Source organism: Achromobacter sp. E1, from assembly GCF_037039475.1.
GTDB classification, from domain to species: domain Bacteria; phylum Pseudomonadota; class Gammaproteobacteria; order Burkholderiales; family Burkholderiaceae_B; genus Achromobacter; species Achromobacter mucicolens.
This window is the reverse complement of the sequence record NZ_CP146253.1, coordinates 2513270-2538108: the sequence shown is the minus strand read 5'-3', so window position 1 is coordinate 2538108 and position 24839 is coordinate 2513270. Positions and strand designations below refer to the sequence as shown.

At 65.1% G+C, this 24839-nt stretch carries 27 protein-coding genes; 4 read left to right on the top strand and 23 right to left on the bottom strand.

The genetic code is table 11. The features are described from left to right. Positions 1-68 precede the first annotated feature (68 nt). Positions 69-416, bottom strand: coding sequence for an RnfH family protein (locus V6V88_RS11625; RefSeq protein ID WP_280002654.1), 348 nt, complete (start codon positions 414-416; stop codon positions 69-71). Further along, on the bottom strand, positions 406-840 hold the full coding sequence (locus V6V88_RS11620) for a type II toxin-antitoxin system RatA family toxin (protein WP_056316825.1): 435 nt from the start codon (positions 838-840) through the stop codon (positions 406-408). The genes V6V88_RS11625 and V6V88_RS11620 overlap by 11 nt, the downstream gene beginning before the upstream one ends. Positions 841-1084: 244 nt before the next feature. Here V6V88_RS11620 and smpB point away from each other — a divergent pair, with 244 nt between their 5' ends. Further along, complete coding sequence (gene smpB, locus V6V88_RS11615; RefSeq protein WP_063952333.1) at positions 1085-1558, top strand: SsrA-binding protein SmpB; 474 nt, start codon at positions 1085-1087, stop codon at positions 1556-1558. Position 1559: 1 nt separating this feature from the next. Here the strand turns inward: smpB and V6V88_RS11610 are convergent, their stop codons facing one another. The 3 genes from V6V88_RS11610 to V6V88_RS11600 all read right to left on the bottom strand — a co-directional run bounded on the left by V6V88_RS11610 (position 1560) and on the right by V6V88_RS11600 (position 4227). Continuing rightward, a complete protein-coding gene (locus tag V6V88_RS11610) occupies positions 1560-2747 on the bottom strand; it encodes a GGDEF domain-containing protein (protein WP_223575386.1) in 1188 nt (395 codons plus the stop codon). A gap of 25 nt (positions 2748-2772) precedes the next feature. Beyond that, a complete protein-coding gene (locus V6V88_RS11605; protein WP_223575385.1) occupies positions 2773-3699 on the bottom strand; it encodes an SPFH domain-containing protein in 927 nt (308 codons plus the stop codon). Between the two features lie 96 nt (positions 3700-3795). After that, a complete protein-coding gene (locus V6V88_RS11600; RefSeq protein WP_223575384.1) occupies positions 3796-4227 on the bottom strand; it encodes an NfeD family protein in 432 nt (143 codons plus the stop codon). 169 nt (positions 4228-4396) lie between these two features. Here V6V88_RS11600 and V6V88_RS11595 point away from each other — a divergent pair, with 169 nt between their 5' ends. Both V6V88_RS11595 and V6V88_RS11590 read left to right on the top strand, forming a co-directional pair. After that, positions 4397-5137: a glutamine amidotransferase gene (locus V6V88_RS11595; protein ID WP_062841370.1), complete on the top strand. Its 741-nt coding sequence runs from the start codon at positions 4397-4399 to the stop codon at positions 5135-5137. Positions 5138-5288: 151 nt separating this feature from the next. Then, entirely contained in the window at positions 5289-6134 is an 846-nt protein-coding gene (locus tag V6V88_RS11590; RefSeq protein WP_056316807.1) for a methylated-DNA--[protein]-cysteine S-methyltransferase, read from the top strand. Between the two features lie 84 nt (positions 6135-6218). Here the strand turns inward: V6V88_RS11590 and ppsA are convergent, their stop codons facing one another. Beyond that, positions 6219-8585, bottom strand: coding sequence for a phosphoenolpyruvate synthase (ppsA, locus tag V6V88_RS11585; RefSeq protein WP_056316805.1), 2367 nt, complete (start codon positions 8583-8585; stop codon positions 6219-6221). Positions 8586-8799: 214 nt separating this feature from the next. Between ppsA and V6V88_RS11580 the strand changes: the two genes are divergently transcribed. Then, positions 8800-9627 carry a pyruvate, water dikinase regulatory protein gene (locus V6V88_RS11580; RefSeq protein WP_056316802.1) on the top strand — a complete coding sequence of 276 codons (828 nt, stop codon included), beginning with the start codon at positions 8800-8802 and terminating at the stop codon, positions 9625-9627. 71 nt (positions 9628-9698) lie between these two features. Here the strand turns inward: V6V88_RS11580 and V6V88_RS11575 are convergent, their stop codons facing one another. The 17 genes from V6V88_RS11575 to frr form a co-directional block, all read right to left on the bottom strand. Further along, positions 9699-10178: a DUF2846 domain-containing protein gene (locus V6V88_RS11575; protein ID WP_062841371.1), complete on the bottom strand. Its 480-nt coding sequence runs from the start codon at positions 10176-10178 to the stop codon at positions 9699-9701. Between the two features lie 21 nt (positions 10179-10199). Next, positions 10200-10679, bottom strand: a complete 480-nt coding sequence (locus tag V6V88_RS11570; RefSeq protein ID WP_062841372.1) for a DUF2846 domain-containing protein — start codon at positions 10677-10679, stop codon at positions 10200-10202. Next, a complete protein-coding gene (locus V6V88_RS11565; protein ID WP_223575383.1) occupies positions 10676-11008 on the bottom strand; it encodes a hypothetical protein in 333 nt (110 codons plus the stop codon). The genes V6V88_RS11570 and V6V88_RS11565 overlap by 4 nt, the downstream gene beginning before the upstream one ends. Positions 11009-11174: 166 nt before the next feature. After that, positions 11175-11642 (bottom strand): DUF2846 domain-containing protein, encoded by a 468-nt coding sequence (locus V6V88_RS11560; protein ID WP_062841373.1) that lies wholly within the window; start codon positions 11640-11642, stop codon positions 11175-11177. Between the two features lie 125 nt (positions 11643-11767). Further along, complete coding sequence (locus V6V88_RS11555) at positions 11768-12556, bottom strand: RNA methyltransferase (protein WP_062841374.1); 789 nt, start codon at positions 12554-12556, stop codon at positions 11768-11770. Beyond that, entirely contained in the window at positions 12553-13161 is a 609-nt protein-coding gene (gene rnhB, locus V6V88_RS11550; protein ID WP_223575381.1) for a ribonuclease HII, read from the bottom strand. Before rnhB ends, V6V88_RS11555 begins: the two co-directional genes overlap by 4 nt. Then, complete coding sequence (gene lpxB, locus V6V88_RS11545; RefSeq protein WP_062841376.1) at positions 13148-14344, bottom strand: lipid-A-disaccharide synthase; 1197 nt, start codon at positions 14342-14344, stop codon at positions 13148-13150. The genes rnhB and lpxB overlap by 14 nt, the downstream gene beginning before the upstream one ends. Further along, on the bottom strand, positions 14341-15135 hold the full coding sequence (lpxA, locus tag V6V88_RS11540; protein WP_062841377.1) for an acyl-ACP--UDP-N-acetylglucosamine O-acyltransferase: 795 nt from the start codon (positions 15133-15135) through the stop codon (positions 14341-14343). Before lpxA ends, lpxB begins: the two co-directional genes overlap by 4 nt. Then, entirely contained in the window at positions 15136-15591 is a 456-nt protein-coding gene (fabZ, locus tag V6V88_RS11535; RefSeq protein ID WP_006385190.1) for a 3-hydroxyacyl-ACP dehydratase FabZ, read from the bottom strand. Between the two features lie 67 nt (positions 15592-15658). Then, a complete protein-coding gene (gene lpxD, locus V6V88_RS11530; RefSeq protein WP_223575380.1) occupies positions 15659-16756 on the bottom strand; it encodes a UDP-3-O-(3-hydroxymyristoyl)glucosamine N-acyltransferase in 1098 nt (365 codons plus the stop codon). 18 nt (positions 16757-16774) lie between these two features. Further along, complete coding sequence (locus V6V88_RS11525) at positions 16775-17335, bottom strand: OmpH family outer membrane protein (protein WP_056316777.1); 561 nt, start codon at positions 17333-17335, stop codon at positions 16775-16777. Positions 17336-17444: 109 nt separating this feature from the next. Further along, positions 17445-19778 (bottom strand): outer membrane protein assembly factor BamA, encoded by a 2334-nt coding sequence (gene bamA / locus V6V88_RS11520; RefSeq protein ID WP_056316774.1) that lies wholly within the window; start codon positions 19776-19778, stop codon positions 17445-17447. Positions 19779-19831: 53 nt separating this feature from the next. Further along, positions 19832-21163, bottom strand: coding sequence for an RIP metalloprotease RseP (rseP, locus tag V6V88_RS11515; protein ID WP_142055686.1), 1332 nt, complete (start codon positions 21161-21163; stop codon positions 19832-19834). A gap of 54 nt (positions 21164-21217) precedes the next feature. Beyond that, the gene (locus V6V88_RS11510) at positions 21218-22417 is read right to left on the bottom strand and encodes a 1-deoxy-D-xylulose-5-phosphate reductoisomerase (protein ID WP_223575379.1); all 1200 of its coding nucleotides are present in this window, start codon (positions 22415-22417) and stop codon (positions 21218-21220) included. After that, positions 22414-23271, bottom strand: coding sequence for a phosphatidate cytidylyltransferase (locus V6V88_RS11505; protein ID WP_223575378.1), 858 nt, complete (start codon positions 23269-23271; stop codon positions 22414-22416). Before V6V88_RS11505 ends, V6V88_RS11510 begins: the two co-directional genes overlap by 4 nt. A 51-nt stretch (positions 23272-23322) precedes the next feature. Then, positions 23323-24087 carry a polyprenyl diphosphate synthase gene (uppS, locus tag V6V88_RS11500; RefSeq protein WP_056316763.1) on the bottom strand — a complete coding sequence of 255 codons (765 nt, stop codon included), beginning with the start codon at positions 24085-24087 and terminating at the stop codon, positions 23323-23325. Between the two features lie 176 nt (positions 24088-24263). Continuing rightward, positions 24264-24824 (bottom strand): ribosome recycling factor, encoded by a 561-nt coding sequence (gene frr, locus V6V88_RS11495; protein ID WP_056316760.1) that lies wholly within the window; start codon positions 24822-24824, stop codon positions 24264-24266. Positions 24825-24839: the final 15 nt, after the last annotated feature.

The window sequence follows — 24839 nt, the reverse complement described above, 5'->3', positions numbered from 1 at the left end:
CAAAACGCCACCGGCGGAGGTCGACGGTGGCGTGCGGGACGCTGGGCCGGGGTGCCGTCGGTTCGCCGTTACAGCAGCCCTGCCGGCCGGATGCGCCCGTTGCGGGCCGTCTTGGCCCTGCGATGCTCGGCGCGGCGGCGGCGCGACTCTTTCGGGTCGAAGGTCAGACCGCGATAGATTTCCACGCGGTCTCCGTCGGCCAGGCGCGCCTTGGGTTCGGTGGCGCGGCCGAAGATGCCCACGCCCGCTTCCCACGGCTTGACGACGGGAAATGCCTGTGCAAAACCGCTGGCCGCCAACGCGTCCTCGACGGTCGCGCCGTCCGGCAAGCGCACGTCGCGCTGCCAGGCGTGGCCGGGCAAGGCGTAGCAGACGATGACGCCGATCTGCCCGCCCGCGGACCCCTCATTCGCCATACTTGGCCTGCGCGCGCTTGGTGAAGGAATCGATGAAGCTGGTCGCAATGCGGTTGAAGACCGGACCCACGACCATTTCAAGCGGCCGGTTCGAGAACGCGTACTCCATGGTGAACAGGACCTTGCACGCGTCTTCGGCCAGCGGCTGGAACACCCAATGACCAACCAGGCTGGAGAACGGACCATCCACCAGCTCCAGGTCGATCCGCTCGGGGTAGACGTGGGTGTTGCGGGTGGTGAAGCGCTGCTTCATCCCCGCGAAGGAAATCAGGATGGAGGCCTGCATGCCGTGTTCGTCGCGGGTCTGCACCTCGGCGCCGCCACACCACGGCATGAACTCGGGGTACTTCTCCACGTCGGCAACCAGGTCGAACATCTGGGCGGCGCTGTAAGGCACCAGGACGGATCGTTGTACTTTGTGCATCGACTATCGCAAATGGCTAGAATGGCAAGATTTTACCGGCACAGCGCTTTGTGGGCTTGAATGGGCCGAAACAGAGGCCAAAACAGTGAACAAAACTGCGGCCAAAGTAGTGCAGCGGCCAGCGCAGTAAACAAAGCAGTGAACAAAGCAGCGGCAAACGACAGCCGCCAGGATACCGAGCAATCGCCGCCCGCAACAACCCGCAATCCGCCGGATTCGCAGAATTCCCCAGCAAGAAGGCTTTATGAGCATCATCGACAATCGCAAGGCCACGCACGACTATTTCATCGAAGACCGCTACGAGGCCGGCCTTGTTCTGCAAGGCTGGGAAGTCAAGGCGATCCGCGACGGCCGCGTGCAGCTCAAGGAAAGCTACGTCATCGTGCGCGATGGCGAACTGTTCCTGCTCGGCATGCACGTCAGCCCCCTGCCCACGGCCTCCACGCACATTCACCCCGACGCGATGCGCACGCGCAAGCTGCTGCTCAAGGCCGAGGAAATCAGCAAGCTCATCGGCAAGGTCGAGCAGCGCGGCTATACGCTCGTGCCGCTGAACCTGCACTACAAGAACGGCCGCATCAAGCTTGATTTCGCGCTGGGCCGCGGCAAGAAGCTGTTCGACAAGCGCGACACCGCGCGCGAGAAAGACTGGGCGCGCGAAAAGGAACGCATCATGAAGCACGACACCCGCGCCCCGCGCCGCAGCAAGGACGATTGATTCAGGCGGCCACCGGCAGCGCCGGGCGCTCGGCCTCGTGGCCGGGGCCCACCACGCGGTTGCGTCCCGCCGATTTGGCCGCATAGAGTTTGCGGTCGGCCCGTTCGAACAGCACTTGCAGGTTTTCGCCCGGGATCCAGTCCTCGACGCCCGCGCTGAACGTATACGAAATCGTGCTGCCCCCGTGCGCGCAAGGCGTGCGCCGCACCGAATCCAGCAGGCGCTCGGCCACCTCCAGCACCGCGTCGCTGCGCATGTCCGCAAACAGCACGCAGAATTCCTCGCCCCCCACGCGTCCCACGTGATCGCCGGTTCGTAGTGTCGCGGTCGCCAGCAAGCCGAAATGGCGCAGCACCGCATCGCCGGCCGCATGGCCATGCGTGTCGTTGATGCGCTTGAAATGGTCGATGTCCAACAGCAGCAAGGTCAGCGGACGGCGCATGCGCAGGGCCTGTGCGCAATACCGTTCGGCCTGCAGCCACCACGCCTTGCGAGACATCAGACCCGTCAGGAAGTCGGTATTGGCCTCTTGTTCGCGGTCGGCCAGCATGCGGTCGTGGATGATCATGATGGTTCCCAGCGTCAGGCACGGCATGATCAACACGCCCAACGTCAGGAACGCAACGCCCCACAGCGTGGGTTCAAGAAAGGCGGCCACCGTGCCCAGCCCCGCCAGGTAGACCCCGGCGCGAAGCGCGCAGACCACGGCGGAGATCAGCGTCACCGCCCACACGAAACGGTAGGCGTAGCGCGAGCGATGCTTGGGCATGTTGCGCTGGACGACGATGGCCACGGCCAGCATGAAGCCCATTTGCAGCAGCGACATCGCGACGACGCGCGGACTCACCTGCCAGTCCACGTAGGTGTAGGTGGCCACGACCGACAGCGCCGCCAGGCAGCCCAGGGTCATGAGATGCCGGGGCACCGCAAGACCGAGCAACCGGCGCACGCCGGCGTAATACGCACAAAGGGCCAGCGCGATCGCCGCGTTCGGCACCAGGATGGACGCCCAGAGCGGAGCCTCGGTGTTCTGCAGCGCAAATGTGGAAAACGCCAACAGCGTGAGCAGGTTGGCGCGTATGGTCTCGCGGATGCCGGCCATGCCGCTGCGCGCCAGGGACCCCAGCACGCACAGCGAAAGCACTCCCGCCAGCGCTGCTATCAGAAGCAAATTAACGGGAGCGATCATGGGCGGCGCGCCGCGAGGCGCGGTATCAGGTGTTGCGCGTGGACTTCACGATGGTCATGGCGGAGGCGATCATCCCGCCAACGTCGGACAGATTGGCCGGCAGGATCAGCGTGTTGCCTTCCTTGGCCACGTTACCGAACGCCTCGACGTAGCGCTCGGCAACCTTCAGGTTGACCGCTTCCATGCCGCCCGGCTGGCGAACCGCATCGGCAACCTGCGTGATGGCCTTGGCGGTGGCTTCGGCAATCGCCAGCACCGCGGCCGCCTCGCCCTGCGCCTGGTTGATCTGCGCCTGCTTCTCGCCTTCGGATCGCGCGATCGCGGCTTCGCGTTCGCCGGTGGCGATATTGATCTGCTCCTGGCGGCGGCCCTCGGAGGCGGCGATCAGCGCGCGCTTCTCGCGTTCCGCCGTGATCTGGGCCTGCATCGAACGCAGGATCTCGTTGGGCGGCGTCAGATCCTTGATTTCATAGCGCAGCACCTTCACGCCCCAGTTCAGCGCCGCCTCGTCCAGCGACGAGACGATGTTGCTGTTGATGGAGTCGCGCTCTTCAAAGGTGCGGTCCAGTTCCATCTTGCCGATGACCGAACGCAAGGTGGTCTGGGCAAGCTGCGTGATCGCCGAAATGTAGTTGGACGAACCGTACGAGGCACGCATCGGGTCCGTGACCTGGAAATACAGCACGCCGTCGACCTGCAGCTGAGTGTTGTCGCGCGTGATGCAGACCTGGCTGGGCACATCCAGGGGGATTTCCTTCAGGGAATGCTTGTAGGCCACCCGTTCGATGAACGGAATCACGAACCCGGCGCCCGGCGACAGGACGCGGTCGAACTTGCCCAGCCGCTCGACCACCCAGGCATGCTGCTGCGGCACGATGGCGATCGCCTTGACGACGATAAGGATCGCCAGCGCAACGATGACAAGCAGCACGACGGTTGAAGAATCGATCATGGTGTGAAGCCTCTTTTCGGATGGATGCGCCGGCCTGCCCCGCCATGCTGGCCGGGGTTCCGGCGATTGCCCGCGGCGCTGCGCGGGTGCGTTCTGCTATGCCGATCGGCCGCGCTTGGGAGTCAGCACGAGGATCGAGCCGCGCAATTCGGTAATGATGTGTTCGCCGGGATGGGCGGCGTGTCCCTTGGCCAGCTCGGCCTGCCAATGCGCGCCCCGGTACCAGACACGCGCCGCCCCGCTGTCGGACCACGCCTCTACGACGACGGTCTGGCCGATGTCCAGGTTGACGTCGGCGTTGCGAGCGGAATTGACCTCACGCTTTTTCAGCACCCGGGTCTTGCGCAGCACCAATAGCCCCAGCAGCAGCACGACGCCGCACGCCACCAGCTCCCACTGCAGGCCGGCGTTCATCCAGGCCGCGATGCCGCCGGCGGCCAGGCCCAATGCGACCAGCAGCAAATAGAAGGTTCCTGTCGCCAGCTCTCCGATGAGCGCCAGCGCGGCCAATCCCAGCCAAATCCACATAGTATTGAGAATCGTCTGTAAGGATGAGTATCTGAGCGGATTGTACGTATTTCCGGGACGGAGCGGGAGCCGCAGTGCGCCGACGAGAACATTTTCGCTGGATTACTATGTGCGCTGGCGCGCCACGTCGCGGGACCAACGCGCCGCCCTCATCCACCTATAAGCTTTTATGACCGCCGCAACTCCTTCTGCTCTTCCCGTCCTGATCCTGCACACCGGCGATCCGGACGAAACGCTCAAAAGCCAGTTCGGCGGCTATGCCGAACAAATCATGACGGCGGCCGGCCTGGCCGCCAGCAACGTCGAGATCGTCGCGGTATACGAGGGCCAGCGCCCGCAGGCGCCCTCCAGCTACCGCGCTGCCCTGATCACCGGTTCGCCCGCCATGGTGTCCGACAAGGAACCCTGGAGCGAAGACACCGCCGCCTGGCTGCGCGAGGCCGTCGACGCGGGCCTGCCGATGTTCGGCGTCTGCTACGGGCACCAACTGCTGGCGCACGCGCTGGGCGGCAAGGTCGGCTACAACCCTTCGGGCCGGGAAGTGGGCACCCAGACCGTGGAATTGCTGCCGACCGCCTCCGGCGATCCACTCATGGCCGGCGTGCCGTCCACCTTCCCTGCGCAGATGCTGCATGCGCAGACCGTGCTGCAGCTGCCCCCGGGCGCGGCGGTGCTGGCGCGTTCGGATCTGGACGACCACCAGATGATCCGCATCGGCCGCAACGTCTTTTCGACCCAGTTTCACCCCGAGTTCGGGCCGGATTTCATCCTGGCTCATCTCGAGCGTTATGGCCGCCGCTACGCCGCCGAAAACCTCGACATGCCCGATCTGTCGGCCAACGTGCGCGCGACGCCAGTGGCGGCAGGCCTGCTGCGGCGCTTCCTGGAGACCTACGCGCCCGGCGCCTGAGTTACGCGGGCGTCCCGCCGGCCCCGCCGGGACGCCACGGGGGTACGCCAAAGACCTAGGCTGCGCCGCAACAAGCGGAGTGCCGGGGCCGGTCAGTCTTGAGACGATAGCGTCGAGCGTTACGCCAACACGCGCCAGTCAGGAGTCCCTTATGAGCCCCGCCGCCGTCCCCCTGAGCAAACAGCACGCCGCCGCCGTCGAGCGCGCCTGCCGCGCCCTGGAAGCCGAGCAGCCGCCCGATCTGTCGACGCTGGCCGAACAGGCCGGCATGAGCCGCTTCCATTTCCACCGCGTTTTCAAGGCCGCCACGGGCATCACGCCCAAGGCCTACGCCAACGCGCTGCGGGCCAGCCGCGCGCGCCAGCGCCTGGAAGAAAGCGCCAGCGTCACCGACGCCATGTACGACGCCGGCTTCAATTCCAGCGGACGCTTCTACGAGGCCGCCCCCGCCATCCTGGGCATGACGCCCACCGCGTTCCGCAAAAACGGCGAAGGCGTGGACATCCGGTTCGCGGTCGCGCAATGCGCATTGGGCGCGCTGCTGGTGGCGGCAAGCAGCACCGGCATCTGCGAAATCGCGCTGGACGAGGACCCTGACCGGCTGGTCAAGAACCTGCAGGACCGCTTCCGCGCCGCCAGGCTGATCGGCGCCGATCCCCAGTTCGAAAGCTGGGTTGCGGACGTTGTCGGCTTTGTCGAAGATCCGGCGCGCGGCCTGGACCTGCCGCTGGACGTGCGCGGCACGGCATTCCAGCGCAAGGTCTGGGAGGCGCTCTGCGAAATCCCGCTGGGCGAAACCGCCACCTACGCGCAGGTGGCCGAGCGCATCGGCGCTCCCACCGCCGTGCGCGCCGTCGCCCGCGCCTGCGCCACCAACAACATCGCGCTGGCCATTCCCTGCCATCGCGTGGTGCGCACCGACGGCTCGCTGGCCGGCTACCGCTGGGGCATCGACCGCAAGCGCGAACTCATTGCCCGGGAAGCCAAGGCTGCCTGAGCCGGCACGGGTCGAATAAAGCCCGAGCGAATAAAAAAAACCCGCGTCCCAAAAGACGCGGGGTTTTTCGTTTCAACCGGCCAATCAGTTCTTGGCCAGGCGCTGCCACGTATCGACAACCGTGTCCGGATTCAGCGACATCGACAGGATGCCTTCGTCCTTCAGCCACTGCGCGAAGTCCGGGTGATCGCTGGGGCCTTGGCCGCAGATGCCGACGTACTTGTTGGCAGCCAGGCAAGCCTTGATCGCACGGCGCAGCATGAACTTGACGGCTTCGTCGCGCTCGTCGAAGTCCGCCGCCAAAAGCTCCATGCCCGAATCGCGGTCCAGGCCCAGCGTGAGCTGGGTCATGTCGTTCGAGCCGATGGAGAAGCCGTCGAAGTACTGCAGGAACTCGTCGGCCAGGATGGCGTTGGACGGCACTTCGCACATCATGATCAGCTTCAGGCCGTTTTCGCCGCGCGCCAGGCCGTGCTTGGCGAGCAGGTTCACGACCTTCTCGGCCTGACCCAGCGTGCGCACGAACGGCACCATGATCTCGACGTTCGTCAGGCCCATTTCATCGCGCACCTTCTTGAGGGCTTCGCATTCCATGCGGAAGCACTCGGCGAAGTCTTCGGCGATGTAGCGCGACGCGCCGCGGAAGCCCAGCATGGGGTTCTCTTCCTCGGGCTCGTAGCGCGAACCGCCCACCAGCTTGCGGTACTCGTTGGACTTGAAGTCCGACATGCGCACGATGACCGGCTTGGGGTAGAAGGCGGCGGCAATCGTCGCCACGCCTTCGGCCATCTTCTCGACGAAGAAGGCGCGCGGGCTTGCATGGCCGCGAGCGGCCGATTCCACGGCCTTCTTCAGTTCGCCGTCCACGTTCGGGTAGTCCAGGACTGCCTTCGGGTGGATGCCGATGTTGTTGTTGATGATGAATTCCAGGCGAGCCAGGCCGACGCCGCCGTTCGGGATCTGGGCGAAGTCGAACGCCAGTTGCGGGTTGCCCACGTTCATCATGATCTTCAGATCGATGGCGGGCATGTCGCCACGGCGCACTTCCTCGACTTCGGTCTCGATCAGGCCGTCATAGATGCGGCCTTCGTCGCCTTCGGCGCAGGACACGGTCACGGCCTGGCCTTCCTTGAGCACGTCGGTCGCGTTGCCGCAGCCCACCACCGCCGGAATGCCCAGTTCACGCGCGATGATCGCGGCGTGGCACGTACGGCCGCCGCGGTTCGTCACGATGGCCGAGGCGCGCTTCATCACGGGTTCCCAGTTGGGATCCGTCATGTCGGTGACCAGCACGTCGCCCGGCTGGACCTTGTCCATGTCGGAGATGTCGCCCACGACGCGCACCGGACCCGAACCGATCTTCTGGCCAATGGCACGGCCGGTGATCAGCACCTGGCCGGTCGCCTTCAGGCGGTAGCGCTGCTGCACGTCGTTGGCGCCCTGCTGCGACTTCACCGTTTCGGGGCGCGCCTGCAGGATGTAGATCTTGCCGTCCACGCCGTCGCGGCCCCACTCGATGTCCATCGGACGCTGGTAGTGCTTTTCGATGATGACGGCGTAGCGGGCCAGTTCGTTGACCTCGTCGTCGGTCAGCGAGTAGCGGTTGCGCTCGGACACGGGCACGTCCACCGTGCGCACGGCACGGCCTTCGGGACGCTCGGGATCGAACTCCATCTTGATGAGCTTGGAGCCGATGCGGCGACCGACGATGGGATAGTGGCCTTGCTCCAGCGTGGGCTTGAAGACGTAGAACTCGTCAGGGTTGACGGCGCCCTGCACGACGGTTTCGCCCAGGCCATACGACGAGGTGATGAACACCACATCCTGGAAGCCCGATTCGGTGTCGATGGTGAACATGACGCCGGCGCTGCCCTTGTCGGAACGCACCATGCGCTGGATGCCGGCCGACAAGGCGACGTCGGCATGGGCGTAGCCCTTGTGCACGCGATAGGAAATCGCGCGGTCGTTGTACAGCGACGCGAACACGTGGCGGATCTTGTCCAGCACGTCGTCGATGCCCACCACGTTCAGGAAGGTTTCCTGCTGGCCGGCGAACGAGGCGTCGGGCAGGTCTTCGGCCGTGGCGGACGAGCGCACGGCGAACGAGCCCTTGCCATCGGCGTCGAGCTTGGCGAAGGCTTCGCGGATCTGCGATTCGAATTCCGGCGAGAACGGCGCCTCGACGATCCATTGGCGGATCTGCGCACCGGCGGTGGCCAGTTCGCGCACGTCTTCGGGGTTCAGCGTGGTCAGGCGTTCAGCGATCCGCTTGTCCAGGCCCGAAGCCTTCAGGAAATCGCGGAAGGCGTCTGCGGTCGTGGCAAAGCCGCCCGGCACGCGGACACCCGCGCCAGACAGCTGGCTGATCATTTCGCCAAGAGATGCGTTCTTGCCTCCTACCGAGTCCACGTCCGTCATGCGGAGCTGCTCGAACAAAACAACATACGACATTGAAGTCACCTTTTACAATGGAATGAAAGCGAGTTTGGTCAACGGATGAAATGCGCTGTTCTGAGTGCCGGAGAAACGCTTTTTCCGGCTTGTGCAGACACGCTTTCAGACGCTGACCAAACTGGCCTTGGACCGCCCTTGGGGTGACTTATAGGGGCCTGATTGTACTCGGTGGAGTACGTCCGGCCATCTGCCTGGTTGGAATTTTTTACACATGACATCTACCCCTATCGTACGCACGGTATACATCGTTTCCGACAGTACCGGCATCACCGCGGAAACCTTCAGCCAGTCAGTGCTTTCGCAGTTCGAGGAGGTCAATTTCAAGCCCATCCGCCTGCCCTTCGTGGACACGCTTGAAAAGGCCGCGGAAGTCGCCATGCGGATCGATCGCAGCGCCCAGGATGCGGGCGTGCCTCCCATCGTTTTCAGTACCCTGGTCAACCCTGAAATCCTGGCCCGCGTTCGCCAGGCGAACGGCATCTTTCTGGATCTGTTCGGCACGTTCGTCAGCCACATCGAGCAGGCGCTGGGCCTGAAATCCAGCCACTCCATCGGCCGCTCGCACATGCAGGCCAACTCGGAAAAGTACCGGAACCGGATCGACGCCATCAACTTCAGCCTGGCGCATGACGACGGCCAGTTCGTGAACCAGCTCGATCAGGCCGACGTGATCCTCGTCGGGGTCTCGCGTTGCGGCAAGACGCCCACCAGTCTGTACCTGGCCATGCAATACGCCATCAAAGCCGCGAATTTCCCGCTCACGCCCGACGATTTCGAACGCGGCACCCTGCCCTCGACCATCGCGCCTCACCGGGGCAAGCTGTTCGGCCTGTCGATCCAGCCCGAGCGCCTGGCCGAAGTGCGCAACGAGCGCCGCCCCAACAGCCGCTACGCGCAACTTGAGCAATGCCGCTACGAAGTGGCGGAAGCCGAACGCATGATGCGCCGCGAAGGCATTTCGTGGCTGTCCAGCACCACGAAATCGATCGAAGAGATCGCGACCACCGTGTTGCAGGAAGTCGGCCTGGATCGCGGATAAAGAAAAAGGGCGCGTTCAGGCGCGCCCTTGATTGACCGGCGATTTCAGCCGGCGAATGTTACGGTGAATATTCAGGGACGCAGCTTGACGCGCTCTCGTGATCCCGCGCCCCAGTACTTCAGCGGCGACATCTCCTGTTGGGCAACCTTTTCGGACTCTTCCAGGCGCATGTCCTGCCGCCCCACGCTGGCGGCATTTCCGGTTGCGCCCTCGATGCTCAGGCGCACGTACCGCGTCTGGCCCGGCGCCAGGTCGAACGTCAGGGTCTCGCCATCGCGCAGCGTATCGATCTCGTACTTGCCCGCCGGACGGTTCACGTAGAAGAAGCTGCCCGGCTTGGACCGGCCGACCTTCACCCCATTGACGCGCAGATACGGTTGATTCGACACCACGCCAATCGGCGCCGGCGGCTGGTAGAAATAGATTCGGCCCGTATCCGGGACCATGACGGGAATGGTGCCCGCCACATCCTTGTAGCGGGGACCGCCGCAACCGGCCAACAAGGCGGCGCCCAGCGCGGCGGCGGCCATCAACTTCAAGCTGCTCTGCATGGATTTCTCTTCGGTTCGGGTCTAACGCAAGCCAGGAACCTGCTCGGGCGAAGCCGCGCCCCAATAGCGCATCTTCAGGAGCTCGGTTTCAGCGAGTTCGGGCGGATCGACCATTTCCATGGACAGCTTGCCCACCGTGCCCGTGCTGCCCAGCGATTCGGCCTTGATGCGCACATAGCGCGTCTGACCGGGATCAAGCTTGAAACTCACGCCGTCACCCGTCCAATACAGGTTGGTCACGACATAACTGCCTGCCGGGCGGTCCACGAAAAAGAAGCTGCCCGGCTTGTTGCGCCCTACGACATCGCCGTTCACGCGCAGCTTTTGCTGCGCCACAGCGGCGGCCGACGCCTGCGCCTGCGGCTGGTAGAAGTAGATGCGCCCATCGCCTTGCGCGATTGGCGGTATGCGCCCCTGCAAGGATTGGTACTGCGGACCCGCGCACCCGGCCAGCGCAACCACCGTCGCGGCCGTCGCCGCCAATTTCATCCAGATCTTCATTGACGCTTTTCCACAGGCAGGGTGACAGGACGGTTCAACGGCAGATAGGCCATTTCACCAGGCAGGTAAAAGCCGACGAGCTTTCCCGAGGACGCCACGAGATAGGCCTCTCCCTGGCGCCGCGTCTGGACCGTGAACAGGCCGCCAAGCGACCGGTAGACGTCGCCTTGCGGCAAGGCGCCCACGCGCTGCCATTGCGACGCCGCCGGCAGATTCGCGATGCTGTCATTGGGCAGCTGGGCGGTGACCAAGCGCGACAGCTGGATCACGTTGACCGGGTCCGCCGGCGCCACGGGCACCAGGTTCGCCCGCTGTGTCGACACGGACATGCACGCGCTCAAGGAGAGCATGCCCGCGACGGCCAACACGGCAAACTTGCTCAGACGGGCCGCGCCCGCGATTTTTGGAACTTCCGACGACACCATGGATACCCCGGCAACGAATGAAGTGCGTAAGTATAGGGGTGCGTCAGAAATCTACAAAACGTATCCGCAATCAATAGCGCAGCGCCTCGCGCTCGCGTCGACCCGCGCCCCAATATCGCAAGTCGGCCAGCGCTTGCTGCGCGGCGTCGGGCGACTGCTCCAGGCGCAGCACTTGCTTGCCTCCCGCGACGTCCACCCGGACGTATTGCGTCTGCCCTGCCGCTAGCGGCACGACCAGCGGGTCCTTGCGTTCCTTGCGGTCCGTTGCCGTGATCACTTCGAGCGTCCCGGCCGACCGGTCGACGAAAAAGAAGTGGCCTGCCTTGGATTTGCCGACGCGGGCGTTGTCGACCAGGATGGCCGGATGCGGCACCTTGTCGCCGTTGGACGTCTTGGGCTGGTAGAAATAGATCCGCCCTTCGCCCGGCTCCAGTGCGGAGATCTTGGCCGCCACGTCGCCATACCGGGGGCCCGCGCAGCCCGCCAGCACGGTTGCGGCGCCCAGCGCGGCCAGGCTCAGTTTGATCCAGTGTTTCACGTGTCCCCTCCCCGGGCTCGAAATGCGGGCCGCGTCAGTGCGCCGCCCACGTTGCACAAGCGCGGCAGTATAGGGGGCAGATTCGCCGATCAATCGGTGGAAAAACGGGGGGATCCCGCGCCGGCTCAGGCGGGATGGCGCTGGGTCGCCTGGCGGCGCTGCTCGAACAGGCAGATCGCTGCGGCGGCGCCGACATTCAGCGACTCGACGGCGGCGGCGTCGTGGTCAATGCGCACCTTCAGGCTGGCAGCGGCCAGCAACGCGGGCGCCACACCCTGGCCCTCATGCCCGAACACCCACGCGCACCGCTCTGGCAGGCGGTCCGCGTAAAGGTCGCGCGAGCCGTCCAGCGCCGTCGCCACCAGTGGCACTCGCAAGCGCGGCAGCAAGGCCTGGAGATCGACATGCTCGTGGATATCCAGGACAAAATGCGCGCCCTGGCCGCTGCGAAGCACTTTGGGAGACCAGGCCGCCGCCGAGCCCGTGGCAAGAAACACCCGCTTGACGCCGGCCGCGGCGCACGTGCGCAGCAAAGTGCCAACATTGCCAGGGTCCTGGATGCGGTCGAATAGCACGCAGGTTTCATCCACCCGTTCAGGCAGCGCGGGCACCGGCGGCGTGACCAGGAAGGCGACGCCCTGCCCGCTTTCGACGGCGGCCACGGCGTGCATCAGGCGCGCGTCCAGCGCGAGGCTGACGTTGTCCGGCACGGCCACGGCGAGCGCCGCGATGTCCGGCTGGGAAAGGCGGTCCACGTCGAAAATCGCCCGATCCGGCGCGCCGTGGTGTTGCAACCATGCCTGGCAAAGGTGCACGCCATCGAGCAGCACTGGAGCGCCACGCTTGCCCGCGGTGCCGGCCAGCTTGACCAGCGCCTTGACCGCCGGGTTGTCCCGGGAACTGATGTGCTTCATGAAACCAGGCCGAAGGCCTTGATGGGCGCGAAGCTGCGCCGGTGTTCGGCGCACGGACCGTGCTCGCGCAGCCGTTGCAGATGCAGCGCCGTGCCGTAGCCCTTGTGCTGGTCGAACGCGTATTGCGGATACAGGGCGTGCAGGCGAAGCAGGTCGGCGTCGCGCGCGGTCTTGGCAAGGATGGAGGCGGCCGAGATTGCCGGCACCAGCGCATCGCCCTTGATGACGGTTTGCACGGTGCAGCGCAGTTTCGGCGCCTGATTGCCGTCGACCAGCGCCAGTTGCGGCTCGTTGGCCAGGCCCTGCACCGCGCGCTGCATCGCCAGCATGGTGGCGCGCAGAATGTTCAGGCTGTCGATTTCCGAGACCGTGGCGCTGGCGATGCACCAGGCAAGCGCCTGTTCCTTGATCTGCAGCGCCAATTCCTCGCGGCGCACGGCGGTGAGGACCTTGGAGTCGGCCAGGCCGTCAATGACGCGTGACGGATCCAGAATGACCGCCGCCGCATAGACCTGGCCGGCAAGCGGGCCGCGGCCCGCCTCGTCGACACCGGCGGTCAGCAGCGCGGGCTGCTCCGGCGCCACGAAAAGCTCAGGCTGCTCCATCGGCCACCTCCAGGATCGCCTGCGCGGCCAGCGCCGGCGTATCGCGCAACAGGTCTTGGTGCATGGCGGTGAAACGGGCCTCCACGCGGGCGATCAGGGCGTCGTCGGTCAACGCCTGCCAGGTCGCTTCGGCCAGTTTATCGGGCGTCGCGTCGTCCTGCAAAAGCTCGGGAACGACGAAGTCGCGAAGCAGCACGTTGGGCAGGCCCACCCAGGGCAGGTACGGGCGCTGCTGACCGGACTTCCACGCCATGATCCGCCGCATCCAGGGCGACAGGACGTAGGAGATGACCATGGGCCGTTTGAACAGCGCCGTTTCCAGCGTGGCGGTGCCGCTTGCGACCAGGACGGCCGTGGCGGCTTCCATGACGGACCAGGCCACCGGCGCCTTGCGGTCCCCGCCCTCGCCATGCAGATCGTGCGCGGTGACGCAGCGCAGACCGGGCACCGGGTACTGGGCCAGGATTTCCAGGAACTCGGCCCGCCGCTGGTCATTGACCATGGGCACGATGCACTGCAGGGCCGGATCCTTCTTCAGCAATTGCTGGGCCGCCTGCAGAAAGCGCGGCGCGAGCAGACGGATCTCGGAGGACCGGCTGCCGGGCAGGATCGCCAGCACACGGGCGTCTTGATCGATGCCCAGGCGCTCGCGGGCCGCCGCGCGGTCCGGCTGCATCGGCACGGCGCCGGCCAGCGGATGGCCCACGTACGTCACCGGTATGCGTTCCTTGCGGTAGATCTCTTCCTCGAACGGAAACAGCACCAGCATGTGCGAGACCGATTCGCGGATCTTGTGAATGCGCTCGTAGCGCCAGGCCCAGATCGAGGGGCCGACGAAATGCACCGTCGGCGTGCCCGCCTGGCGCAGCTGGTGCTCCAGCCGCAGATTGAAGTCGGGTGCGTCGATGCCCACGAAGACGGACGGCGGCTCGGCGAGCCAGCGGCGCTTGACGTCGCGGTAGGTAGCCAGCAGGCTGGGCAGGCGCTTGAGCGCGTCCACGTAGCCAAACACGGTCAGCGCGTGCATCGGATGCCAGGCGTCGAAGTCTCGCGCCTGCATCTGCGGTCCGCCGATGCCCTCGCAGCGCACGCCGCTGTCGCGCGCTTGCAGACCGGCAATGATGCGTCCGGCCAGCAGGTCGCCCGAAGGCTCGCCGGCCACCATGCCGATCCGAGCGCTCATGGGCGGATGATGCCGCGGGAGGCGACGTCCAGGAAGTCCAGCAGCGTCTGCAGATGTTCCGCGGCTTCAGGTGTGGATTGCTGGCGCTCGCGCAGTTCGGCGCGCGCCGCGTCCAGGGGCAGGCCCCGGCGGTAGATGATCTTGTAGGCTTCGCGCAGGGCCGAAATCGATGCCGCGGAAAAACCGCGGCGTTTCAGGCCTTCGACGTTGATGCCCACCGGGCGGCACGGGTTGCCGGCCGCCAGCACAAAAGGCGGGGTGTCCTGCATGAGGGAGCTGTTGCCGCCCGTCATGGTATGCGCGCCCACGCGCGAGAACTGGTGCACGCCGGTCAGGCCGCCGATGATCGCCCAGTCGCCCACATGCACGTGGCCGCCAAGCTGCACCGAATTGGCCAGGATCGTGTTGCTGCCGATGTGGCAGTCATGGGCCACGTGAACGTAGGCCATGATCCAGTTGTCGTTGCCCAGCGTTGTTTCACCGCCATCCTGCGTCGTGCCGGTATTGAGCGTGACGAATTCGCGCACCGTATTGCGGTCGCCGATCGTCAGGCGCGTCGGCTCGCCCGCGTACTTCTTGTCCTGCGGCATGCCGCCGATGGAGCAATAACGATAGAAGCGGTTGTCGCGACCGATGGTGGTCACACCGTCGATCATGCAGTACGGGCCGATTTCGGTCCCCGCACCGATGGTCACATCAGGCCCCACCACTGCGAACGGGCCGATGACCACGGTCGGGTCGATTTTTGCCGCCGGATCGACAACAGCGGTGGGATGGATGTTTCCTGCCATTTACTCTTCCAGGCTGCGAATCGCGCACATCAGCTTGGCGGAAGCCACTTCCTGGCCGTCGACCGTCGCGCGTGCTTGATACTTACAGATGCTGCGGCTCAGGCGTTCCGCTTCGACCTCGATGCGCAGCTGGTCGCCCGGGACGACGGGGCGGCGAAAGCGCGCGCCGTCGATGCCGACCAGGTAATAGGCGGTCTTGGCGCCTTCGCACTTGAGGCCGCCGTTTTCGTCCGTGAACGAGAACAGCGCCGAGGCCTGGGCCATGGCTTCGACGATGAGCACGCCCGGCATCACCGGATGGTGAGGAAAGTGACCGTTGAAAAACGGCTCGTTGATCGAGACGTTCTTGATGGCGACGATGGACTTGCCAGGCACCATTTCCACGACACGGTCAATCAGCAGCATCGGGTAGCGATGCGGCAGCCTCTCCATGATCCCCTTGATGTCGAGTTCCATTTTTCTATGCGTTCCTGCGAAATTAAATAATGTGGCGGCGCTGGCGCGCCAGGGCGGCGAACGCGCCCTAGTCCTTTTCCAGCGTGCGCACGCGGCGGCGCAATTGCGCCAACTGTTGTATCACGGCGGCGTTGCGCTGCCATTCGCCATGCTCCGCGTACGGGAAGACCCCGGTGTAGCGGCCAGGCTTGGAAATATTGGACGTCACTGCCGTGCCGCCCGAGATATGCACGTCGTCGCCCAGCACCAGATGCCCCGAGAGCATCGCGGCGCCGCCGATGGTGCAGCGCTCGCCGATGGTGGTCGAGCCCGCCACACCCACGCAGGCCGCCATCGCGGTATGCGCGCCGATGCGGCAGTTGTGGCCGATCATGATCTGGTTGTCGAGCTTCACGCCGTCCGCCAGGACGGTGTCTTCAAGGGCGCCGCGGTCGACGGTGGTGTTGGCGCCGATTTCGACGTCATCGCCCAGCGAAACGCCGCCGAACTGCGGGATCTTGCCCCAGGCGCCCTTGCCCAGCGAGGGATCCGGCGCGAAGCCGAAACCATCGGCCCCCAGCACCGAACCGCTGTGCAGGATGACCCGGGCGCCGATCTTGACGCCTTCGTACAGCGTGACGTTGGCATGCAGCCGGCCGTCGGGCCCGATGGACGATCCGGCGCCGATGACGCAACCCGGACCCAGCACCGTGCCCCGTCCGATGCGCACGCCGGCTTCGACGACGCAGTTCGGGCCGATACGCACGCCTTCTTCGATGATCGCGTCGGACGCAACCACGGCGGACGAATGGGTTTCAGCGGGCAAGGCGGGTCTGCGGGCAGTGTCGAACCACTGCGCGACGCGCGCGTAGAGCAGATAGGGATGCTTGCAGACGACCAGCGCGAATGGCGGGCGGTCGCTGCCCTGGGCTTCGAGCGCCTCGGCGACGTCGGTGGAGACGATGACCGCCCCCGCTCCGGTTGCCCCAAGCTGGCTTTGGTAACGGGGATTGGACAGGAAAGTGATTTCCTGGCGGCCGGCCGAAGACAGGGTCCCGATGCCGCAGACCCGGATGGGGTCTGCGCCGGGAACCGCACTGATACGCCAGTCCATACCCTGGGTATTGGCGGCGCTCAACAATGCTTCGAGTGTCGGCGCGCGGGCAAGATCCAGTAAAACCGGCATGACTAGACGGGTATCGCTTTACTTGCCCAGGCTCTGGATCACCTTGTCGGTGATGTCGATGCGCGGGTTGACCGTCACCGCGTCCTGGATGATCAGGTCGTAGTTTTCCTGTTCGGCAATGCGCTTGATGGCGTCATTGGCCTTGGACACGATGCCCGAGAATTCTTCGTTGCGGCGGCGGTTGAAGTCTTCCTGGAACTCGCGGCGCTTGCGCTGCAGGTCGGTGTCCAGGTTGGCCAGTTCGCGTTGGCGCTTGACGCGGTCGGATTCCGACAGGACGGGGGCGTCCTTGTCGAACTTCTCGGCTTGCGAGCGCAGGCTGTTGTTCAGGCGCTGGAGTTCGTCGTCGCGCTTCTTGAATTCGGCTTCGATCTTGCTTTGGGCAGTCTTGGCCGGACCCGATTCGCGCAGGATGCGTTCGGTATTGACGAAACCGATCTTGGTGCCTTGCGCTTGCGCGGGGATCGCGGCAGCCGAACCGAGAATGAGCGCACCCACCAGGGCAATGGAGCCGCCCAGCTTGCCACGGCGCTTGGCGCCCAGCGTCTTCGATGATTTAAGTGCGAAATCAGACATCATGAAAATCTCACCTTCCAGTAAGGCAAAGCCAAAGTGTGTATTGTGCCACTAAACAGCAAGGACGCTGGACCAGGGGGCCGCGCCCTTGTTTTCAAGAGTAACGCCTCGCTTAGAATCCCGTCCCGATCTGGAACTGGAAGCTTTGCTTGTCGTCGCCCGGCTTGGAATTAAGCGGTCGCGCATACGACAGCTGCAGCGGGCCCATCGGCGATTGCCAAGACAGGCCGATACCGGCCGAGAAACGCCAGCCGCACGGATCCTCGACCTCGGTGTTGTCGCGGCCGCGGGTGCAGGACAGGCCGCTGCCCGCCGACACCTGACCGGCGTCGCTGAAGATGAACCAGCGCAGGGTGCGATCCTTCGAGGCGCCCGGGAACGGCAGGTACAGCTGGGCGTTGGCCACGATGCGGCGCGTGCCGCCCAGGTAATCGCCCGTCTTGACGTCGCGCGGACCCAGCGACGAGCCTTCGTAGCCGCGGACGGTGCCGATACCGCCGGCGTAGACGTTCTTGATGACCGGGTAATCCTTGCTGCCGTAGCTCTGGCCCCAATCGACCATGCCGTTCAGCGCCAGGGTGTACGAGCCGCCCAGCGGCACGTAATACTGCTGTTGCGCCGTCAGCATCGTGTACTGCAGATCGATGGTCGACACGTCAGCCTTCAAGCGCGTGTACGAACCCTTGGTCGGCGCCAGCGCGCTGTCACGCGTGTCCTTGGACCAGCCGGCGCTCAGGATCACCGAGTTCGTCGCATCGCCATACTGGTCAACGAAACTTTCGTAGGCCGCCGGCGAGTTGTTGTACAGGTCGATCTGGTTGCGTTCGAAGTTGCCGCCCAGGAAGATGCGGTCGTACTCCGAGATCGGGATACCGAAGTTCATGCCCAGGCCCAAGGCCTTGACGCGGTAGTCACCGTCGTTGTTGTTCCAGGGCTCGGTCACGCGGTAGTACGCCGACGTCGTGCGGCTGATGCCGTCCTTGGTCCAGTACGGATCGGTATGCGACAGCACCACGGCCCGGTTCGTCTTGCTGGTGTTCAGTTGCAGCGTCAGGTTGGTGCCGCTGCCAAAGACGTTGTCTTCGCTGATACCGGCCGACAGAATCGCCTTTTCGGACGAGCCGTAGCCCACGCCCAGGTTGATCATGCCGGTGGGCTTTTCCTTCACGTCGACGTTGACGTCGACCTGGTCAGGGGAGCCCGGGACCGGCTCGGTCTTGACGTTGACGTCGCTGAAGTAACCCAGGCGGTCGACGCGGTCGCGCGAGGTCTTGATGTCGCCGGCGTCGTACCAGGCGGCTTCCTGCTGGCGCATTTCGCGGCGCACGACTTCGTCGCGGGTACGGGTGTTGCCGCCGATCTGGATGCGGCGCACGTAGACGCGGCGGCTCGGATCGACGTAGAACGTCAAGTCGGCTTCGTGCTTGGCGCGGTCCAGTTGCGGGTTCGGGTTGACGTTGGCGAACGCGTAGCCCAGCTCACCCAGGTAGTCGGTGATCGCCTTGGCGGAATCGTTGGTCTTGGCGGCCGAGAAGGTCTCGCCTGCCTTGATCTGCACCAGGTCGTTGATTTCCTTGTCCAGGCCCAGCAGGTTGCCGGCCAGCTTGACGCTGCGCACCTTGTAGGGCTCGCCTTCATGGACGGTGATCGTGATGCGGATGTCCTGGCGATCCGGCGAAATGGTGACCTGCGGCGGCTCGACCGAGAACTCAAGGTAACCCTTGTCCAGGTAGAACGAGCGCAGGCGTTCGAGGTCGCCCTCGAGCTTTTCGCGCGAGTATTTGTCGGTATCGGTGTACCAGGTCAGCCAGCCGGGGGTGGTCAGCTTGAATTCGTCCAGCAGATCGCTTTCGGAAAAGGCCTTGTTGCCGACGAAACGGATTTCCTGAATGCGGGCAACCGAGCCTTCGAACACGTCGAAACTCACGCCGACGCGGTTACGCGGCAGCGGCGTGACGGTGGAAGTGACTTCGACGCCGTATTTGCCCTTGGACAGATACTGCTGCTTCAATTCGTATTCGGCGCGCTCGAGCATGGAGCGGTCGAAAATGCGGCCTTCCGCAAAACCGACCTGCGCCAGCGAGGTGGTGATGGCCTTGGAATCGAATTCGCGCATGCCGTTGAAATTAACGGACGCGATGGTGGGACGTTCTTGAACGACCACGACGACGACATTATTGTCCGTCTGGATCTGAACGTCGGTGAAAAAGCCCGTGCCATACAAACGGCGGATGGCTTCGGTGGCTTCTTCTTCGGTGAATTTCTCGCCGACCTTGACAGGCAGATAACCAAAGACGGTGCCGGCGTCGGTTCGTTGAATACCCTCTACGCGGATATCCCGCACGACAAAGGGTTCGAAGGCGTGGGCCAAGGCCGGCAACATCAGCGCGGCTACGAGACCCGGCAGTACACCCTTTTTGTGTTGAAACATCCGGCGAAAAGACATCCTTGAGTATCCTCGGTCGTGCAAATGGCGGGGGATTTTATGCTAAATGGCGTTCAAGTGAACAAACGCGTGAAATCGTTGAACAGCGCAAGCCCCATCAGGCTTGCCAATATGCCTATGCCGGCGCGTTGTCCGATGTCGATCCATCTTGCGGGCGGGGGGCTGCCCCGCACAATTTCGACGAGATAGTACAGCAGATGGCCACCATCCAGCATAGGAATAGGCAGCAAATTTAAAACGCCCAGGCTGATACTGATCAATGCGATATAGGCGATATACGCAACAATTCCGATCCGGGCAGTCTGGCCGGCGTAGTCCGCAATGGTGACCGGACCGCTCACATTGCGCCACGACACGTCGCCCGTCACCATGCGGCCCATCATGCGCAGCGAAAACCAGGCGGTGTCCCAGGTGCGGACGGCGCCGCGCCAGAGGCTGTCGAAGACGCCATAGCGCACGGTCACCATCGGCACGTTGCCGCCCAGTTGCACGCCCAATCGGCCGATTTCCTGGCCGTTGACGACTTCAGGGCGGGGCGTGACATTCAGCGTGACGTTGGCGCCATCCCGGACCACGGTCAGGGCGAGCGGCTTGCCGGCGCTTTCCTGGATCTGCTTGACGAGCGCGCCGGTGTCGGGCGCCGGCTGGCCATTGACGGCCACGACCAGATCGCCCGCGCGCAGGCCAGCGGCCTGCCCTTCTCCGCCGTCGATCACCGCGCGTACCGCGGGCTTGGGCTGGGCCAGACGCACGCCGGCCGCGGCAAGCGGGTCGCCCTCGGCCGGGTCCATCGTGTTGGGGGGAAGATCGAGTTCGCGCCGCTGGACGGCGCCGGAGGGTGTGCTGACCTCGATGCTGGCACGCCCGCCGGTGGACATGACGTCCATCAGGCGCCAGCGGGCGTCGGACCACGACGCGACTTCCTGGCCATCGATGGCCAGGATGCGGTCGCCGGCCAACAGGCCAGCCCGCGCTGCGGGGGTCTCGGCCGCGGGAGGCGCGATGATGGCGACGGGTTCCTCGGTGCCGGCCATGTTCAGGCACGCATACAGGAACACCGCGAGGATCAGGTTGAAGATGGGGCCAGCGGCCACGATGGCGATGCGCTGGCCCACAGGCTTGGTGTTGAAGGCGGAAGCCGCCACGGCCGGCGAGGCCCCAGGCGGCGCATCGTCCAGCATCTTGACGTAGCCGCCCAGCGGCAGCGCGGATACCGCCCATTCGGTGCCGTGCCGGTCGGTGCGGCGCAGGATGACCTTGCCAAAGCCCACCGAGAAACGCAGGACCTTCACACCGCAAAGGCGGGCGACCCAATAGTGCCCGAGCTCATGGAAAATGATCAGTGAGCCGAGCGCTACCGCAAAGGCCAGCAAGGTGAAAAGCATGGGGTCGGAATCTAGGAAATCAGAGGCAAACGCAGAGGCAATCGCGGCCCGCCATCAGGCCAGTCCGAGGTTGCCCGCAAAGGCGCGCGCCTCGGCGTCAAGCGCAAGTACGTCGTCAAGACTGCTGAGCGTAACAGATGCTTGCCGCGCCTGCCACTCGAGCGCAGCCTCGATGACCCGCGGAATCCAGGTGTAGGCCAGCCGCCCGTCCAGAAATGCGTCAACCGCCACCTCGTTGGCCGCATTGAGCACCACGCACGCGCCCTGCCCCGCCCGCATCGCGGCAAAGGAATGCGCCAGGCACGGAAAGCGGGTCAGATCCGGCTTTTCGAAGTCCAAGCGGCCATGCCGGGTCAAATCCAGCGGGCTTACGCCGCTCTCAATGCGGTCGGGAAAGCCAAGGCCGTACGCGATGGGCGTGCGCATGTCGGGCTGGCCCAGCTGCGCGAGCACCGAGCCGTCGTCGTACTCGACCATCGAATGCACGACGCTCTGCGGGTGCACGACCACGTCGATCCGATCGGCCGGCATCGCGAACAACCAGTGCGCTTCGATGACCTCAAGCCCCTTGTTCAGCATCGTGGCCGAATCGACAGAGATCTTGCGGCCCATGCTCCAGTTGGGGTGGGCGCAGGCCTGTTCGGGGGTGATGTCGTGCAGGTCTTCCAGGTCGCGGCCGCGGAAAGGCCCACCCGACGCGGTCAGCAGCAAACGGCGCACGCCCTTGGCCGGCTGCTGCGGCGCATCGGCACGGCCTTGGTGCGGCAGACATTGGAAGATGGCGTTGTGTTCGCTGTCGATGGGCAGCAATTCGGCGCCGTTGTCGCGGATGGCCTGCATGAAAAGCGTGCCGGCGGCGACCAGCGCCTCTTTGTTGGCGAGCAGGACGCGCTTGCCGGCGCGCGCGGCGGCAAGCGCCGAAGGCAGGCCTGCGGCGCCCACGATGGCAGCCATCACGGTGTCGCACTGCGAATCCGCGGCGGTGTCGGCCAGCGCCTGTGCGCCCACGCGGATCTCGGGCATGGCTCGCCCGCCCGTCCAGGCATCGATGAATTTCTGGCGGGCGGCGGCGTCGGGCACCACGACGACCGCGGCCCGGCTGGCCAGCGCCTGCTCGGCCAGCCGTTGCATCCGGCTGTGGGCCGAAAGCGCGTAAACCGCCATCCGCTGCGGGTGGCGGGCAATCACGTCCAGCGTGCTTTCACCAATCGAACCGGTCGATCCCAGCACGACGACACGTTGAAAAGCCGTCAAAACAAGACTCCAGACAAAAGTAGCGCGAACGGCGCGACGGGAAGAATCGCATCGATCCGGTCATAGACGCCGCCATGGCCAGGCAAGAGTGTGCTGGAATCCTTGCGGCCCGCGCGGCGCTTGAGCAGCGACTCGAACAGGTCCCCCACAATGGACAGCACGCCCAGCACCGCAGCGATCGGCAGGGCGAGCCAGAAAGTCCAGCGTTCCACCAGGGCGTGACCGAAGGTGCCGTCCCACAGGCTGGACAGCCCGATCCACACCACCGCGCCCAGGACGCCGGCAATGGCGCCTTCGATGGTCTTGCCCGGACTCACTCGCGGAGCCAGTTTACGCTTGCCGAAGGCCCGGCCGGCAAAGTAAGCGGCAATATCGGCCACCCAGACGAGGGCCAGCAGCGACACGACGAACACGGCGCCGCGCGCCACGTACATCTGCGCCAGCACCGCCCAGGCCGCAAAGGCGGCCGGGACGGAGAAGACCGACCACGCCAGACTGGCCGGCGGCGCGTCGGCGCGCCCGCGCACCACGGCGGCCACGCCCGCAAACAGCCAGACGGCCGACACGGCCGGCACCAGATAGCGCAGCACCCAGCCGGGATCGCCCGCGCCGGCCCGGTCGCCCGCCAGCCAGGCGGACGTCAGCACCAGCATGCCAGCGAACAGCAGGACGGCGACACCGATGGAGATCAGGGGGGAAGGCGGTTGCGGCAGCGTCAGGCGCAGCCACTCCCAGTTGGCGCACGCGGCCGCAAGGGCCAGCAGCGCGACGAACCACCAGGGATTGGCGCTCGCCATGGCGGCGGCCAGAATGGCCAACAAAACGACGGCGGTAACGATACGCTGGCCCAGCATGTGACGGTCTCCTCTTGTGCAGCCTGGAAAGACGCGCGCGTCGCGTTCGGCTTACTTTGCAGCCGCTTCGCTGACTTGTGCGCTGGTGCGGCCGAAGCGGCGCTCGCGCGTGCGGTACCAATCAAAGGCGGCCATGAGTTCATTGGCGCCGAAATCCGGCCAGTAGCGGTCCGTGAAGTAGAACTCCGCGTACGCCATCTGCCAGATCAGGAAATTGGAAATGCGCTGCTCACCGCCGGTGCGGATGAACAGGTCGGGCTCGGGGGCCCATGCCATGGAAAGGTGCCGGGAAAGACGCTCCTCGTCCACCCGTTCTGGGTGCGCGGCCAGGTCGGGCTCGGCCGCAAGCATGGCGCGGGTGGCTTGCAGGATGTCCCAACGGCCGCCGTAGTTGGCGGCGACGGTCAGGTGCAGCCGGTCGTTATGCGCGGTGCGCTCTTGCGCAGCGGCGATCAGCTCGCGCAGGCGCGGCTCGAAGGCGCTCAGGTCGCCGATGACGTGCAGGCGCACGCCCTGCTCTTGCAGCTTGCCGACCTCGCGCTCGAGCGCCTGCACGAACAGGCGCATCAGGAGCGAGACTTCTTCGGCCGGACGGCGCCAGTTCTCGGAACTGAACGCAAACAGCGTCAGGTAGCGCACACCCGCGCGACCGCAGGCCTCGACCACGCGGCGGACGGCCTGCACGCCTTTGGCATGCCCGGCCGTGCGAGGCAGCAGACGCCGCGTCGCCCAGCGGCCGTTGCCATCCATGATGATAGCGACGTGCTCGGGGATGTCGCGGATATCGGGAACCGCCTGAGTCGAACTTGTTGCCATTAGTTTGGGGGCTGCGCGCGGCGGACCGGCGAAAGACACGAATACGGGAAAAAACCTGCGCCGTCGTTTCCATCGCTACGAGGAAGTACCGCGAGGCAATGGACAGGACGGCGCATGTGCAACGAAATCCTGACGCCACGCGGGCCGACAAAGCGGCGCCGCGCGGCGTGTTGGGATTATACGGTCATGATTTCGGCTTCTTTCTGGACGACCATCTTGTCGATGTCGGCGACGGCGCGATCCGTCAGCTTCTGGACGTCGTCCTGCGAACGGCGTTCGTCGTCTTCGGAGATTTCCTTGTCCTTGACCAGCTTCTTGAGCGCTTCGTTGGCCTCACGGCGCAAGTTGCGCACCGCGATCTTGGCGTCTTCGCCTTCGCTGCGCACGACCTTGGTCAGGTCGCGGCGGCGTTCTTCGGTCAGCGCGGGCATCGGAACGCGGATGGTGTCGCCCATCGAGATGGGGTTCAGGCCCAGGTCCGACTCACGGATGGCCTTTTCGATCGGGCCGGCCATGTGCTTTTCGTACGGCTGCAGGCTGATGGTGCGGGCATCGACCAGGTTCACGTTGGCGACCTGGCCGACCGGCACGGGCGAGCCGTAGTATTCGACCTGCACGTGGTCCAGGATGCCGGTGTGGGCGCGGCCCGTGCGGATCTTGGCCAGGTTGGTCTTGAGCGTATCAAGCGACTTGGCCATCCTGGCTTCGGCGGATTTGCGGATTTCTGCTGCGCTCATGGAATTTCCTTTTCT